Source organism: Variovorax sp. LjRoot175 (assembly GCF_964253805.1).
Taxonomy (GTDB): domain Bacteria; phylum Pseudomonadota; class Gammaproteobacteria; order Burkholderiales; family Burkholderiaceae_C; genus Variovorax.
Window position 1 is genome coordinate 1,344,992 of sequence record NZ_CAXURY020000002.1, and the last position, 13,459, is coordinate 1,358,450.

The 13,459-nt window shown below is 62.5% G+C and carries 16 protein-coding genes and 1 pseudogene; 10 read left to right on the forward strand and 7 right to left on the reverse strand.

Translation table 11 applies throughout. The annotated features are described in order from the left end of the window. Positions 1-4 precede the first annotated feature (4 nt). Positions 5-631: a TetR/AcrR family transcriptional regulator gene (locus tag ACSQ89_RS36790; protein ID WP_436297068.1), complete on the reverse strand. Its 627-nt coding sequence runs from the start codon at positions 629-631 to the stop codon at positions 5-7. Positions 632-795: 164 nt separating this feature from the next. Here ACSQ89_RS36790 and ACSQ89_RS36795 point away from each other — a divergent pair, with 164 nt between their 5' ends. Beyond that, positions 796-1,674 (forward strand): helix-turn-helix domain-containing protein, encoded by an 879-nt coding sequence (locus ACSQ89_RS36795; RefSeq protein WP_436297069.1) that lies wholly within the window; start codon positions 796-798, stop codon positions 1,672-1,674. Between the two features lie 136 nt (positions 1,675-1,810). Here the strand turns inward: ACSQ89_RS36795 and ACSQ89_RS36800 are convergent, their stop codons facing one another. Both ACSQ89_RS36800 and ACSQ89_RS36805 read right to left on the reverse strand, forming a co-directional pair. Then, positions 1,811-2,107 (reverse strand): hypothetical protein, encoded by a 297-nt coding sequence (locus ACSQ89_RS36800; RefSeq protein ID WP_436297070.1) that lies wholly within the window; start codon positions 2,105-2,107, stop codon positions 1,811-1,813. A gap of 156 nt (positions 2,108-2,263) precedes the next feature. Further along, positions 2,264-2,488, reverse strand: a pseudogene (locus ACSQ89_RS36805) (DDE-type integrase/transposase/recombinase); the annotation flags it as partial. Between ACSQ89_RS36805 and ACSQ89_RS36810 the strand changes: the two are divergent. From ACSQ89_RS36810 to ACSQ89_RS36820, 3 genes are all read left to right on the forward strand, one after another. Beyond that, the gene (locus ACSQ89_RS36810) at positions 2,438-3,601 is read left to right on the forward strand and encodes an ATP-dependent nuclease (protein WP_436297071.1); all 1,164 of its coding nucleotides are present in this window, start codon (positions 2,438-2,440) and stop codon (positions 3,599-3,601) included. The pseudogene ACSQ89_RS36805 and the gene ACSQ89_RS36810 overlap by 51 nt on opposite strands. 75 nt (positions 3,602-3,676) lie before the next feature. Then, the gene (locus ACSQ89_RS36815) at positions 3,677-4,768 is read left to right on the forward strand and encodes a hypothetical protein (RefSeq protein WP_436297072.1); all 1,092 of its coding nucleotides are present in this window, start codon (positions 3,677-3,679) and stop codon (positions 4,766-4,768) included. A 117-nt stretch (positions 4,769-4,885) separates the two neighbouring features. Continuing rightward, complete coding sequence (locus ACSQ89_RS36820) at positions 4,886-5,371, forward strand: hypothetical protein (RefSeq protein ID WP_436297073.1); 486 nt, start codon at positions 4,886-4,888, stop codon at positions 5,369-5,371. 271 nt (positions 5,372-5,642) lie between these two features. Here ACSQ89_RS36820 and ACSQ89_RS36825 read toward each other — a convergent pair whose 3' ends face one another. Together ACSQ89_RS36825 and ACSQ89_RS36830 are read right to left on the reverse strand one after the other, a co-directional pair. Continuing rightward, positions 5,643-6,416 carry a hypothetical protein gene (locus ACSQ89_RS36825; RefSeq protein ID WP_436297074.1) on the reverse strand — a complete coding sequence of 258 codons (774 nt, stop codon included), beginning with the start codon at positions 6,414-6,416 and terminating at the stop codon, positions 5,643-5,645. Between the two features lie 524 nt (positions 6,417-6,940). Next, positions 6,941-9,013, reverse strand: coding sequence for a VTT domain-containing protein (locus ACSQ89_RS36830; protein ID WP_436297075.1), 2,073 nt, complete (start codon positions 9,011-9,013; stop codon positions 6,941-6,943). A 260-nt stretch (positions 9,014-9,273) separates the two neighbouring features. Between ACSQ89_RS36830 and ACSQ89_RS36835 the strand changes: the two genes are divergently transcribed. Beyond that, on the forward strand, positions 9,274-9,885 hold the full coding sequence (locus ACSQ89_RS36835) for a phosphatase PAP2 family protein (protein WP_436297076.1): 612 nt from the start codon (positions 9,274-9,276) through the stop codon (positions 9,883-9,885). Positions 9,886-9,979: 94 nt separating this feature from the next. Here the strand turns inward: ACSQ89_RS36835 and ACSQ89_RS36840 are convergent, their stop codons facing one another. Both ACSQ89_RS36840 and merC read right to left on the reverse strand, forming a co-directional pair. Further along, on the reverse strand, positions 9,980-10,255 hold the full coding sequence (locus ACSQ89_RS36840) for a GDCCVxC domain-containing (seleno)protein (protein WP_436297077.1): 276 nt from the start codon (positions 10,253-10,255) through the stop codon (positions 9,980-9,982). Continuing rightward, the gene (merC, locus tag ACSQ89_RS36845; RefSeq protein ID WP_436297078.1) at positions 10,252-10,674 is read right to left on the reverse strand and encodes an organomercurial transporter MerC; all 423 of its coding nucleotides are present in this window, start codon (positions 10,672-10,674) and stop codon (positions 10,252-10,254) included. Before merC ends, ACSQ89_RS36840 begins: the two co-directional genes overlap by 4 nt. Positions 10,675-10,740: 66 nt before the next feature. Between merC and merR the strand changes: the two genes are divergently transcribed. From merR to ACSQ89_RS36870, 5 genes are all read left to right on the forward strand, one after another. After that, a complete protein-coding gene (gene merR / locus ACSQ89_RS36850) occupies positions 10,741-11,148 on the forward strand; it encodes an Hg(II)-responsive transcriptional regulator (protein WP_436297079.1) in 408 nt (135 codons plus the stop codon). Positions 11,149-11,630: 482 nt separating this feature from the next. Next, a complete protein-coding gene (locus ACSQ89_RS36855) occupies positions 11,631-11,972 on the forward strand; it encodes a MerR family DNA-binding protein (protein WP_436297286.1) in 342 nt (113 codons plus the stop codon). A gap of 199 nt (positions 11,973-12,171) precedes the next feature. Beyond that, a complete protein-coding gene (locus ACSQ89_RS36860) occupies positions 12,172-12,618 on the forward strand; it encodes a hypothetical protein (RefSeq protein WP_436297080.1) in 447 nt (148 codons plus the stop codon). A 148-nt stretch (positions 12,619-12,766) separates the two neighbouring features. Continuing rightward, positions 12,767-13,108 (forward strand): P-II family nitrogen regulator, encoded by a 342-nt coding sequence (locus ACSQ89_RS36865; RefSeq protein WP_436297081.1) that lies wholly within the window; start codon positions 12,767-12,769, stop codon positions 13,106-13,108. 60 nt (positions 13,109-13,168) lie between these two features. Then, positions 13,169-13,423 (forward strand): DUF2933 domain-containing protein, encoded by a 255-nt coding sequence (locus ACSQ89_RS36870; protein ID WP_436297082.1) that lies wholly within the window; start codon positions 13,169-13,171, stop codon positions 13,421-13,423. The last annotated feature ends 36 nt before the right edge of the window (positions 13,424-13,459 follow it).

Below are 13,459 nucleotides of genomic sequence, written 5' to 3' on the forward strand. Positions count from 1 at the left end.
GCTCTCAGTCGACACCTCGCAGCATCAGCCGGCATAGCACGTCGGCGAAGCTGTCCGTCGTGTAGCGCCCGTCGTTGCGGAACCAGGTGATCGCGCCAGTGGTCGTGCTGTGGATCACCCGCACAGTGGCCTGGGCCTCCGTTCTCAGGAGCCCGGCAGCCTCGCACTCCTCAGCGACTGAAAGCACGAGGTCGAAGTAGCGCTGACGCAGAGCGCGCAGTTCGGGCTGCAGGCCAGCGGGCACGTCGCGCCATTCAGATATCAGAACCCCGAAGTAGTCGCGCGTGCGGCTGCCCAGGAAGCATTCCAGTTCGAAGCACACGACCGCACGCAAGCGTGCGGCCGGATCGGTGATGCCCGCCACCAGCGCTTCGGCGCCCGTGCAGATCGTCAACGCGGCTTCCCGAAGGATCTCCGCGAGCATCTGCTCTTTCGACGCAAAGTGATGAAACAGGCTGCCGCTGAGGATGCCGCAGCCGGCCGCGATGTCGCGCACCGTCGTCGCGTGGTAGCCCCGCTCGCGAAACAGACGCGCCGCAGCGAGCAACACGCGCTGCCTTGGAATCGCCGACTCGCGCGTTTTGCGCGCGCGGCCGCCTTTGCGCTCCGTGAGGACTTCGGAGGTGGTCATGAATGAAGCATCTGCTTGGTTGACTAAGACCGCATTGTCAGCTCAATCTCAACTCCGCTGCGACGCAGATCGCCGAGATTATGGAATACCCTTAGTTCATAACCAAGCGCTTGCTTGGTATATTCACGTCAAGTAAAGTGAGCACAGATCCCAAGGAGACAATGATGCCGGATACACCCCGGAACTCGAAGCACTCGGCATCGCTGCTCTCCGCGCACACAGGCGTGATGCTGGTCGACGACAGGCGCAGCCTGTATCGCGGCCGGCTGGTCGAGGCGATTGACCGCAACTTCGGCGGGCATGTCATCTATGTGGGTCTAGACGGGCCTCTGCTCTTCAAGCGGGGAAAAGGGTCGTGGGAATGCGCCACGATCGCGACCGCACCGCCCCATGCACTTCATTCCGTACGCGCAAGCAACGGCTATGTGGCGCAGGTGCTGCTAGAGGAAGAAGACGTCAGCAGCCAGGATCTGCCGGCCTGGGTCAAGTCCAGTGAGGTCGACCCGCTTGCCGAGCCTGCTGCATCCCGACTGCGTGCCAGGATGCAGGCAATCAATGTTCCCTCCGAAGAGGAGGTCAGTCTGGCCCTGGACATGGCGCTGTTCGGCATGCAATTGCCGAAGCGCTCGCTGGACGAGCGAATCGCCCGAGTCGTCTCCGCCATTCAAGCCGAGCCGGGAGCGGCCCATTCTGCCGCCGCATGCGCCCTGCTTGTCGGCTTGTCTCAGTCGCGCTTCTTGCATCTTTTCGCTGCGGAACTCGGCACGCCGTTTCGGCGATTCCGCGCATGGAAGCGCGCTCGGGGCCTGCTCGGTCTGTTGCATCAGGACTGCAGCCTCACCGAGATGGCGCTGGATTCCGGCTATGCCGATTCCTCGCACTTCAGCAACGCCATTCGATGCAGCTACGGGCTGCGGCCTCGCGACATCGTTGCCGGGGGCCGGCGCATGCAGACCATCCATGTGAGACGAAGTCGCACGTGGGGGCTTCACGACCAAGTTGCCTCTGTCGGCCATCTGCGCAGCCACACCCAAATGCCCTGAGCAAGGGCGCGTGGCCCTCCGTACATGGGAAAGCGCGGCGGCGCCGCCGCCAGTGTGAATGTCCCCTTTGCAGGGACAGACAGCCCACGTCTTTGAAGTAACCATTCCAGGCTAGTACGACATCCCGTAAATACGCTTACACGCTTGGATCTCGATATGGAGCCAGCATGGTGACGACAGCCTCGGCGGTTTGGCGCATGTTGCCGGCGGCAGGCAGAGGCTCCCAACGGCCGCTGTGGGTGCGGAATGCGGCGGTGTAGTGGTGCCGGGCGGTTTCGGTCAGACGCGCGACGGTGTCGAGCGCGTCGTCGCGTCGCATCTGAATGAGCAGATGCTTGCCGTAAGGCCTGACGTGGGCTGCGGTATGGCCGGTGAGTTCGGCCAGCAGGCGCTGCAGTTCAGCGGCTCGATCGGGTGACAGGGTTGCGGGCATAGGTGGCGAAGTGTTTGGGCTCGCCAGTTTGCAGCTCAAAGCCGGCAAACGTCCAACGAAACGGCTTGGGTGAGACGTTGCGCTGGGCGATGAATTCCTCCGGGATCTGTCGCAATAGCAGCGCCGGACCGAGCGAGCCCAGTTTGTCCGTGTCGCTCAGGTGAACGCCAACGAGTAGAACTTCGCTGCTGCGGACGAAGCTTGACCCTCGAGGCAGTCCATCTGCCCCTTCCTGATCATGTGCATTGTCTCGATGCCGGCAATGAGCGCTCGCGCGGACCGGAATGACTTGAAGCCGAGCATCGGCCGCACGATGCGTTTGACGGCTCGATGGTCTTGTTCGACGATGTTGTTGAGGTATTTCGACTGGCGCATCTCGATGTCCGCCCCGGAGTCGGCTTGAATGCTCTGGAAAAGGACCAGCGCTACCTTGACTTTAAGCAGAAGTTCGCAGAGCTCTTCGAATCGCCAGAGTCTGGCGTCCGGAAGCTCCTCCAAGAAACCAGCGACCGGGTTCGGACTCATCTGGCCCTGCAATTTCCCGACTGCACAGCACTCGAGTTCAAAGTGGAAATTCCGCCGTTCGAGGATTTTCTAAAGGGCTACACCACGACAGTCGATGATGGCGTAGCGACCAATGCCGATGCGAAGGGAGACGGTATGCAGCGTGCGCTAATGCTCGCGATTATCAAAGCCCACGCCGACGCACGGCGACATGATGCGCTAGGGAAAGCCTTCTTGTTCTTCATCGATGAGGCCGAACTCCATCTTCATCCCACGGCTCAGCGACAGCTCAAGAGCGCGCTGAGCAGCCTCGCCGATGGCGTCGACCAAGTCTTCATCACCACGCATTCGTCCGTGTTCCTTTCGGATACCCATCCTCATCAGGTCGAGTTTGTTGTGGAGAAGGACGATGGCGCGACGACCGTTCAGCGTATGACACCAAGAGACAGAACGCGAGCCGTTTACGAGCTTCTCGGCGGTAGCCCCACGGACCTTCTGTTGCCTGCAAACTTCCTCATCGTTGAGGGTCAGAGTGAAGCAACGTTCCTGGAAATCGTTTGCTCCCGCCACTACCCAGAAAAGCCGCGCATTCATATCGTAGCCGCCGACGGCGATGACGAACGACAAGCGCAGTATCTGGCGGCAGTCATGAAGGCGTACGTGCCACTCGGCGATTCACCGATTTACAAGACTAGAGCAGTGCTGATGTTCGACGCTCCAACCGGACCGGAGAAGGCAGCGAGGCTGGAGACCTTCTTGAACCATCATCCGCACATCCGAGACAACGAGCGGGCCCACACGCTGCCCACGCTGGGGCTTGAGGATTACTACCCGGCTGCCCTGCGTGAGCAGTTCGCCGCTCTGAAGCAGAAGGTGAAGCTCGCGAAAATGATGGGCAAGAGCGTCACTCGAGAATCGTTTGAGGCGGACATGCCCGTTGCGTTCACCGCTTTGACAAAGTGTTGGGGCCTCGCTTACGGCGCAGCTTAACCCAGTATCGCCGCGGCATGAGGCAACCGCCGCCATGTCGCGGGACCCCCTATCATCCTTGGACGAGGAAACCCCATGGCTGAAATGTTGTTGCCAGCAATGCTGCTGTTCGGATTGATTGCGGGCGCCATCATGGCGTGGTTGGTAGCAAAAAGCCGAGGGGCTGCGATAGCGGAAGCGGCTGTCGGCAAGGCCGAGGCAGCGGCCCAGGGCGAGCTGGTCCAGTTGCGTGAGCGGGTCCGTGCGGCCGACGAAATCCGACGCGAGACCCATGAGCGGTTGGCGCAGGCCGAACGCGAAGCTGACAGCATTCGAGGCGAGCTCGAAGGGGCACAGCGTGAGGTGGCGACGCTTACCGAACGCGCGAGCCGGGTGTCGACCCTCGAACTAGAGCTTCAGCGCGCCGAACAAATGGCGCGGGACACTGCGGTGGAGGCTGCTCGCCTGGGACGGGAGTCGGGCGAGAACGCCAAGGCGGTGGGGCTTCTGACCGAGACGGTGAGCGAGCTCCGACGCGAGAAGGACGACCTCGAGCACAAGCTGGGAGCAACGGACGCGGCGCTCAACGAGAGCAACGAGCGCAAGGCGGCGCTTGAAGAGCAGACGCTTCAATTGGCGCCGCTGCGCCAAGAACTGACCACGTTCAGCCGACAACTGGTCGACGCTCAGGCGGCGCTGAATGCCGCCAACGAACGCAGGGCGAGGTTGGAAGAACAAGTTCTTCAGATTGCGCCGCTGCAAGCCTCGCTGGCAGCGACCATCCAACAGCTGGATGCAGCTGAGAAGGAGCTCAATGACCTTCGTGAGAGTTCCGCTGGCGAGATTGCCAGATTGACGTATTGCGCCACTCCTGCTCGGACGCAACGGGATCAATGTCATGGTCGACGGCTGTTTCCGCGGCAGAAGACGGCCCCGCTCGGGCGCCATCCGATGAAGGGAAACCAGCACATCGCCCGCGGCCTCGCCGCTGGCCGACAACCGGCTCCATCCTGGCCGAGCAGCTATGCCGATCGGCCCGTCGTCGGCGCCGCGATTCAAGGTAAGTTGAAAACCGACTGCGGCACGCCATTGAACCTTGCGCGATGCCCGGAGGCGCCGTCGACCGAGAAAAAGCACGGGCGCCTTTGGATTTTCGAGACGCGCGCCATTGGACGTTGGTTTTTGTGACGTTTGCGCCACTGGACTTTCGCTGGTTTTGCGCAGGCGTGCGGACGGAGCAGCGACTTAGCCGCTGCCGTGTTAGGCGTGTGACATGATCCGGCGGTCTTGTAACCCGAAGGCGCTATGGCAACGAAACCCAAGAAGATCCCATACAAGGATCGGAGCCAAATTGAAAAAATTGAGAGCCAATGGCACAAGCTGTCAGGTTTGCAAACCCGAGAAGAGTGGTCAGCGGCAGTCGTCCGCGCGGCGACCGCTTCCGAGCTCGCCGCGACCTTTGTAATCCACGAAGAGTTGAACTCGCGCACCGACTTTGATGACGGCCTGATCGACGGCCTCTTGATCTGGGCCAATGGCCTTGACGGTAAAGTGAGCCGGCTGATTCTTCCGTTGGTGAAGAACCGACCGAAGCGGCACAAGGCCGTGACGAAGCTCTATGGGGACGACATGAAAAAAGTGAACAGGAAGCGGAACGAGATCGTTCACGGTGGCCACTTCTGCTCGAAAAGAGAAGCGACTGCGCTCATCGCCACGTGCAAGACCTTCGTGGAAGGCATGGTCGCGCCGTATGAATTGGGTTTCGAGCTATCTGATCCGGAGTCGACGTAGAAGACCGCCAAAGCGGTGCCGCGGTGGTAGCGGTGCTTATGCAGGTCTGGCGCCCAACCCCGCCGATCCCTCTCTTCCGCGTCGCGCCAATGCGAGTGAGTAGCAGATGGCCTCGGCGCCCCAGACGGATGCGAGTCGGCCGGGCGCGCCCCCGAAAGTTAGGTGGCGCGTTCACGAACGTCCAGTGTCGTTGCGGAGCGCCACTGAACCTCTGACAATCCAGATCTCACGCCATCGGAGAGATCCGGGTCCGAATCGCGGTTGTGAAGCTTCAACGAATCCGGGTACGGGCCTTGTTGTACGCACCCCAGGTCATCGAGCCATCGATCAGGCCAGCTGCCGGGAAAACGACAGCATCCCTCGCCGCTTCGACTGCCCGAGCGGCGAATGTGTTGCCAGAGGCGCGGTCGGCCTCGGCTACCAACGCTGCGTTGGTGTTCATCTCCATGACATAGCCTCGCATCATGCGTATCTCCTCCGGGGTCGCTGTCGAGTGGTCACCCAGCTGGGCAGGCGTGATGGCTTCGGGCTTACATGCCCCCTTCTTCCAGAGTGGCCCATAAGAGATCGTGTCGTAGCAGATCAGTGACAACCGCGAGCGAGCAACGGTCAGCTTGAACTCGCTTTGGTCGGCAGCTCGCCGGCGATCGGCTTCTGCCTTGCGCTGCGCTTCCTCGGCCGCGGGAACCCCTATTGCGGTGGGCGGTGTCCAGCCGGGTTGGTTCCATAAGCTTCCAGATGCATTCGATGTGGACTGCTGTCCAAGATACCAGCCGCGTGCGTTCATGCATGCGCCAAATAGACCTGAGTTGGTTTCTACTGTGTCGATGGCGGCGCCGCCGAACCTATTCACCTGGGCACGCCCCTGACGCTGCTGAGACTCTTGCAGGCAGACGTACTTGTCCTCTGCGAATTCGCTCTGCGTTCCGCCTGGCTTCGTCCACACCAAGGGAGCACAGCCAGTAAGGGCTGCTGTGAGCACCACGAGTGCGGCCGCGCCGCCCAAGTTGGCCGCAAAACTGTTTGGCTCGAACCCATAAAGCATCTTCGCCCCTCCATCTGGTACCGCCGCCAGCTGTTGTGATTGTAGCCAAATGTATCCAGAGCTGGCGCCTCTGCAAAATTCTGCTGGTGGAAAACCGGCGAATCGTGATGAAGGTCGCCCTGCGTCGGCAGCACTGGCGTGCCGGTCGCGCAACGCCACCACGCGCGGCAGCCGATCTGAGCACCAGGGAGGACGCCCATCGAAGGAAAAGGACGCGGGTCGGGCCAATAGCCGCGTCACCCACCGCGCCACCAGCGGCGACGAGGAGACGACCAAGCCGAGAAGCAGGCAGCTGTCGATCGGCGCCCATGATGGTTCCGCCGACCGTTTGCGCATCAAGGTGTTAGGCGCCGGTCCCGCACGCTACCTTGTACCCGCTGTTCGCCACACTTTGAATTTTCGGGAGGGTTTTTCACCATAGATTGAATTGTCCGGTTGCCCGACCGCACGACCTGGTCGCGGGTTGGCTGGCGCTGTCTCCACGATCAATGCGGTCGCTTCGGCAACGCCTCCGAGTGCGCAGCTCACCAGACCAGCAGGACGACCCGACCGGTCCGTTCCCTCAGGTGCGCCGAGCCCTGTTGAGCGCGAACATCCTGAGCGAGCCGCCGCAGCGGCGTTGTGAAGTCGTGTTCCGTTACGGCGAGCGTAATCAAGCCGGCAGGATGTCTCAGGCGCTCGATGGTTGCCATGCCGATCCACAACGGGCGCGGCGGCCCTGCTCCGACGTTGTCGACGACATAGGGCGACGGCCACAGACGCAGCACGATGCGTTCGTCGGCGTTCAGCGCTTTCATGAACGTCATCCCTTGCGCTTCGCCATGGTCGAGCTTTGGCAGCACGGCGAGCTGATCGATGGGCGTGTTCGGCAACAGCCACAGCAGCGCCGTCTTCGCGTCCCAGGGCGGTGGGACATGCCATCCCGCCCGCTTCAGAACGCCCCCAACGTCCTCCGCCGGGCCTGCCCATTGAACCGAAAACGGCTCTTCGGCGTCGCCCCCGAGGTCGGTTCGGGCAGAGGCAAGACCACGCCATCCCTCCGCTCGCCAGTCGGCGACAGGTACCGTGTCGCTTCGTGGGCGGTAGGCGTACTGCGCCAGATCGGCGTGGTGATATTCGCCGACAACCCAACCACCGACGAGCGCCAAGGTCATCCCGACCACCATCGACAGCGGCAAGGCAGACACCTTCTCATGTCGCACATGGTTGAGGTAGGCGATGCTCAGCAACGCCACCCAGGCAAGACCCAGACTCAAGCTGGCCAGCACGTCCGAGAACCAGTGAGCGCCCAGGTACAACCGTGAGAACGCGACCAGCGCAATCACCATCGCGGCCGACATCGTGGTGGCGATCTTCGTTCCAACCGGTTTGGCCCGCGCCAGCAGGAAGGCCAGGAAGCCGTAGACCACGATGTTCATCGCGGCATGGCCGCTCGGGAACGAAAAGGGATCGATCCCGCTGTAGATCTCGGTCGGTCGCGCGCGACCGAGAGTGAACTTCAGCGTCCAGACGAGCAACTGGGCAAAACCGGCGGCCACCAGCCAATACCCCAGCGTGCGCCAGCAGCGCTTTGCCGCCAGCCACAACGAAACAGCGCCAATGACGGAAATCACGACGGGGGCACTGCCCAATTCGGTGATGGCCACCATGACGCTGTCGCCCCAGGCCGTGCGAAGCGTCTGCAGCATTGTGTAGACGCGCCGGTCGACCTGCACGAGCGGGTCGTTGGACAGCACGTCTTCGAGCACGCCGAGGAACAGCCAGATGCTGCCGAACAGCAGCAACGCGGTGACCAGCAGCACCTTCGACTCGGCTCGGGCGGGATCGAACAGGGACATCACGATGCGCGCGGGCGAGTTCGATCTTGTGCTGGCCCAGGCCACAGCGCGATCTCGCCAGCCTCCGATGCGCGGCCGCGCCTGGCGATGCAGGAAGGCGACGACCCAAGCAACGAGCCACAGGGCGCCGGCGACGAGGATCACCAGGACGGCGAGCCGTGAACTAACGGCACCGGCCAATTGGAGCGAGGCACCAAATAGGAAACCGGGAGCGAGGTGAGCCGCTGCCCACACCAACGCCGACAGGACGTTGAACACGTAGAACTGCGGGGCCGGCAGGCCCGACATGCCGGCGATAACCGGCACGATGGCTCGCAGCGGGCCGAGAAAGCGTGCAAGAAAAACGCTCTTGCCGCCATTCTTCGAGAAGTACGCTTGCCCTCGATCGAAAAGAGCGGGATAGGCCTTCATCGGCCACAGCGCGCGAATCCGATCCCGATGGCGGCGGCCGAGCCAGAAGCTGATGCTGTCGCCGGCGACCGCACCGCTCACTGCGGCAACTGCCGTCCACGCCGGATCGAGCGCCTGGAGTCCGACGAGCATGCCACCGACGAAGACGATTGAACTGCCCGGAACGACCGTACCGATCACCGCCAGCGCCTCGAGCAGGGCCGCCGCGAACACCGCGCCGAGCGCCAGTTGCGGGTGCTCCAAAAAATAGCCGATCAGCGCTTGAAGATGTGGTTCCACCAGCGTTCCATTGTCGGCGCCCGGACCGTTCACGGGTGATCGAACGTCGTGATTGGACTTGGCCGTCATTGCGGCAGTAGCTTGGCGTCGATCACAAAACTATCAAATTGAGTACCTGGTTCAGCTTGCGTTCATAAGTGGAACCGAGCATCGCGCCATGCTGACTTTGAAGCCTTGGGTTCATGTTTCCACCATCTGCTCCCACGCCACCTCGGTTTTGACGTGAATCGCCGCTGTCCGGGGTGCTTGGGTGAAGCGTCGAGCGGCCCTCGCGGGGTGCTATCCGTGACCTTATGCGGCTTGCGTGCGCACCGAATGCGGGAGGCCGCATGAGGGCAGTGAATCTCGCCCTGTTCCAGTGGATCGCCGCGGGCTATGACCCCAATCCCTGGCTACTGCCTCTCGCCTCCGCCATCGCGCTCGGCGGGGCCTGGGTGACTGTGGGCCTGATGGGATGGGCGGTATGGCAGCGTCCTTCAGAGCGCGTCTATGTAATAGCCGCTTTGGTGGTTTCCGCGGCAACCGCCTCCATTGCGCATGCCATCGCGGGGTTGCTCGACCTGCCACGCCCTTTCATGTTGGGCCTGAGCCCTGCCTACATCGCACACGGTGCTCGCGGATCGCTGCCAAGTGCGCACGCAGCCGTGATGTTCACCGTCGCCCTGATCTTTCTGCTGCGCCCTCGACTTCGGGTCTTGGGATTTGCGATGGTCGCTGCCGCCGCCATCACCGGATGGGCGCGGGTGTACGTCGGCGTCCATTTTCCCTTGGACATCGCTGCGGGTCTGTTGGTCGCCGTGGCGGTCGGTACAGCCTTCTCTGTCGTTCAGTGGCTGGGTCGCCGCTCCATCGCCCCGTTCATCGCGCGCGATGACTGCCGTGAAGGCCCGCTGGCCCCCGCGGTCGAAACGGCCGGCCACTGGCGTGGAGATTCGCCATGAACAATCCATTCAATCGGCCTTAGGTCCGAGCATCTGCGCGCACTTATGAAGCGCACCCGCTTGACCGCGCCCAGAGGCTATGTCGTGACGGCAATCAAGTAACCTGGGCGCGACCTGCGGGGATGGCGCGCAGGCCCTCCCCGCAGCATTGTCTCTGCGCCTGGACCGACGGGCATTTCACCGAGCCGAACGAGCAGAACACGCAGCAATCGCCAGGCTTCGGGCGCAACAAGGCCTTGCAGCGCTCGCATTCATAGAAGAACTGGCAGGCATCAACAGGCATCTGCTCGCGCTTCTCGTGGCCGCAGTGCGGACATGTGAGCACCGAGTCGAGAACCCCGGCGCCGTGTGAGCTCTCTGCTCGGGTCATGGGCGCCTCTGTTCGATCGCGCAGTCCTCCGCGTCGCAGCGCTTGTGCGCCGGCGACAGGAGATCCCATAGCGAAACGCCGACCATGAAGGCCAGTCCCGTGTACAGCAGCTCGGCGGTCCACCAATGGCCGAAGAACAGCAGCATGGCCGCAAGGACGATCGCCGGGCCGATCATGCCCAACAAGCTGCGGTGCCACTGGCGGTGACGTAACCAGCCCAAAGCATTGGCGATCAGCGCAACGGCGGCAAACAGCGGCAGCAAGGTGGTGAGAAACAGGCCCTCGTACTCGCTGAAGACGCCAAGGCCCGCTGCAGCGCCGAGGCTCGCCAGGGCCGGAAAACAGGCCGGGCACGAGGCGGCAGAGATGATGCTCCCAAGTGCCCCCGCCTTGTCGGCCGCACGCGTGATCCATTCCATCGATCGATTCCTTGTCTGTTCGATGAGCCCACAATACTCCCGTACTCAAGTACGGAGTCAAGCGGTATGAAACAGCTGATCGACGGCAAATTGAGCATCGGCGCCTTCGCCGAGGCGGCGAGTGTCAATGTGGAGACGATCCGGTTTTACCAGCGCAAGGGGCTGCTGCCGGAACCACAGAGGCCTCGTGGCGGCATCCGGCGCTATGGGGATGCCGATGTGGCGCGGGTGCGCTTCGTCAAGTCCGCCCAGCGCCTGGGCTTCAGTCTCGACGAGGTCGCTGGATTGCTCGCGCTGGACGACGGCACGCATTGCGACGACGCGCGCCAATTCGCGGAGCAGAAGCTCGCCGATGTGCGCGCCAAGCTGGCGGACCTGCATCGCATCGAGTCGGTCCTGGCCTCCTTGATTGACGACTGCTGCGCGAGCCGCGCGAGGGTGTCCTGCCCATTGATCGCTGCGCTGCAGGAATAGCCATAGCGGGCAGCGATCGGCTACGCTGCGGCCCCCTGCGGACCTCGATTCCTGGGCGCCACGCCCGATCGAATCGGTCCTCGCGGCGCGCCGCGGCAGACCGGTATCGCAGGCACCTCGGCGCGATGCCTGGCTGAATGGCCGACCTACTTCACGGACTTGGGTCTTGCCTTCCTTGGCAAATTCAAACTCAACGTCCCTTGCCGTCGGCGAACTTATCCAACAGTGCGAACAACTCCCACAAGGTACCATGGATTTGACTCGGTGCGTCTTGACTTTCCCATGGTGGCGAGGCTCAGACTTTGTTCGGCGAAGCTGCCGCGCTGGAAAGGAGGTCGACCATGTTGATGCATAACAGCGCACCGCGGCGCGAACGGGCCGCAAGCTGGCCAGGGGGACACCGCCACCGAGCGCCGGCACCAACCAACGCGAAGCGGTGCAACATCGGTCAGGCGGCCGTACGCTCCGGCGTGACGGCCAAGATGATCCGCTACTACGAGTCCATGGGCCTGCTGCCCCCGGTGGCCCGCACCGAGGCGGGCTACCGGCTGTACGGGGACAACGAGGTTCATACGCTGCACTTCATCAGCCGGGCCCGGAATCTCGGTTTCGCCATGAATGAGATTGCCGAGTTGCTGAAGCTCTGGCAGAACCATCGCCGAGCGAATACCGATGTCAGACGCATCGCTCTGGTCCACATCGCCGAGCTCGAGCGCCGGGTGGATCAGTTGAAGTCGATGAAGCGTGCGCTCGAGGCCTTGGCCGCGTCCTGTCATGGCATCGAGCGGCCAGCGTGTCCGATCCTCGATGAACGCGCCGAATGAGCGAGCGTCGGTGGATGTGGGCGCGCCGCGGAGGTGGTGGTGGTGGTGGTGGTGGTGGTGGTGGTGGTGGTGGAGATCATCGCTGTCGCCGTCGCTTTTGGGCTTATTCGCCGGTGGCGCTTCCATTCCCCGGATTGACGCAGTGCAACATCGTTGCAGGCTGGGAACTGCTCCCCTTGCCGTTGCTCAAATGATCGTCATGACCATCCTGCCCTCCTGGCGCTCGATCTGTCGGCTGTTGATCGGTGTGCTGATGCTCACGCAGCTGGCGATCGCCGCCCATGCCTGCGTCGGTTTGTCGCGCATGGACATGCCTGCGCGGGACCGGAACGCCGATTCCGCCGTCGCGATGGCCGGCAGTGGCGTGGTCGGCATGAGTACGCCGGACCTCGGCGCCGCTGCAGATCAGGGCGACGGCATGGACCCCAAGCTGTCGAATCTTTGCGTCGCGCACTGCCAATACGGACCACAGAGTGCAGACCACGCCCAAGTGCTCGCCATGCCTGCGGTTCTGGCAACCTATCTCTACACGCTCCCACCGCTCGGTGAGGTTGCCGTGAACGCAGGACTTCCCCCTGGGCTGTGGCGTCCACCTGCCGCGGCGGAGCCGCCGCACGCCATCTTGCACTGCTGCTGGCGCATTTGACCCGCATCTGACGCGTGTGCTGGCGACCTGACCGGTCGTCGGCACGCGCGTCCGCACGATGCTCGGCCGGCGAGGTTAATTCGTTTGCCCGGATTTTCGCCCACCGCTTCTTGCTGTCGATCAGACAGCCGAAAACAGCGAGGAAATCATGAATTTCAAGTATGTCGTGGCAATCGTCCCGCCCGACGCGATGAAGTCGCTAAGCGCGAAGCTCAGGAGCATTGGCGTCGAAGGGATCACGCTGACGAAGGTAAAGGGTTTCGGCGAGTACAAGAATTTCTTTACCGATGACCTGCTCAGCGAGCACATCAAGATCGAGATCTTCACGGAGGACTCGAAGGTGGAGTCGCTGCTCGGCACCTTTTTGGAAGTTGGCAAGGCCGATATTCCCGGCGCAGGCATCGTGGCGGTGATGCCGGTGGACAGGTTCCTCCACCTTCGCACCGGGACCGAGGTCTTGCCAGTCCGGTCTGCTCCAAAGGCCCTCTAGCCGGCGAACGCAAAGAGGCTCAATCCCTCACTGCGACGCCCCATCTCAAAGGATTCAATCATGAACTGCGATTTCAAGACGATGATCAAGATCGCTGTCGGCTTAGGCGCTGCGCTCGCGGTGGCGTACTTCGCGGTACCCGCAGCCCACGCGTTCATTCTGGCCAGTGCACCGCTCTTGCTCACACTTGTCTGTCCCATTGCGATGATCCTCATGATGAAGGGCATGAACGGTAGCAAGAACGATGAGAGGTCCAAGCTCGACGAAAGCAAGATGAAGTCCTGGGTCGGCGATGCCGACCCGGACAGGGCCTAGCGAGCGCGTCGGAGTGCGCGTTCGCGCCCACCCTGG

Bases quoted from the DNA above. Each gene is read 5' to 3' on its own strand.
- ACSQ89_RS36870 (WP_436297082.1), top strand. From the start codon at position 13,169: ATGAACTGCGATTTCAAGACGATGATCAAGATCGCTGTCGGCTTAGGC.
- merC (WP_436297078.1), bottom strand. From the start codon at position 10,674: ATGGAATGGATCACGCGTGCGGCCGACAAGGCGGGGGCACTTGGGAGC.
- ACSQ89_RS36815 (WP_436297072.1), top strand. From the start codon at position 3,677: ATGGCTGAAATGTTGTTGCCAGCAATGCTGCTGTTCGGATTGATTGCG.
- ACSQ89_RS36820 (WP_436297073.1), top strand. From the start codon at position 4,886: ATGGCAACGAAACCCAAGAAGATCCCATACAAGGATCGGAGCCAAATT.
- ACSQ89_RS36830 (WP_436297075.1), bottom strand. From the start codon at position 9,013: ATGACGGCCAAGTCCAATCACGACGTTCGATCACCCGTGAACGGTCCG.
- ACSQ89_RS36855 (WP_436297286.1), top strand. From the start codon at position 11,631: ATGATCCGCTACTACGAGTCCATGGGCCTGCTGCCCCCGGTGGCCCGC.
- ACSQ89_RS36825 (WP_436297074.1), bottom strand. From the start codon at position 6,416: ATGCTTTATGGGTTCGAGCCAAACAGTTTTGCGGCCAACTTGGGCGGC.
- ACSQ89_RS36800 (WP_436297070.1), bottom strand. From the start codon at position 2,107: ATGCCCGCAACCCTGTCACCCGATCGAGCCGCTGAACTGCAGCGCCTG.
- merR (WP_436297079.1), top strand. From the start codon at position 10,741: ATGAAACAGCTGATCGACGGCAAATTGAGCATCGGCGCCTTCGCCGAG.
- ACSQ89_RS36810 (WP_436297071.1), top strand. From the start codon at position 2,438: ATGGTCTTGTTCGACGATGTTGTTGAGGTATTTCGACTGGCGCATCTC.
- ACSQ89_RS36795 (WP_436297069.1), top strand. From the start codon at position 796: ATGCCGGATACACCCCGGAACTCGAAGCACTCGGCATCGCTGCTCTCC.
- ACSQ89_RS36840 (WP_436297077.1), bottom strand. From the start codon at position 10,255: ATGACCCGAGCAGAGAGCTCACACGGCGCCGGGGTTCTCGACTCGGTG.
- ACSQ89_RS36865 (WP_436297081.1), top strand. From the start codon at position 12,767: ATGAATTTCAAGTATGTCGTGGCAATCGTCCCGCCCGACGCGATGAAG.
- ACSQ89_RS36790 (WP_436297068.1), bottom strand. From the start codon at position 631: ATGACCACCTCCGAAGTCCTCACGGAGCGCAAAGGCGGCCGCGCGCGC.
- ACSQ89_RS36835 (WP_436297076.1), top strand. From the start codon at position 9,274: ATGAGGGCAGTGAATCTCGCCCTGTTCCAGTGGATCGCCGCGGGCTAT.
- ACSQ89_RS36860 (WP_436297080.1), top strand. From the start codon at position 12,172: ATGACCATCCTGCCCTCCTGGCGCTCGATCTGTCGGCTGTTGATCGGT.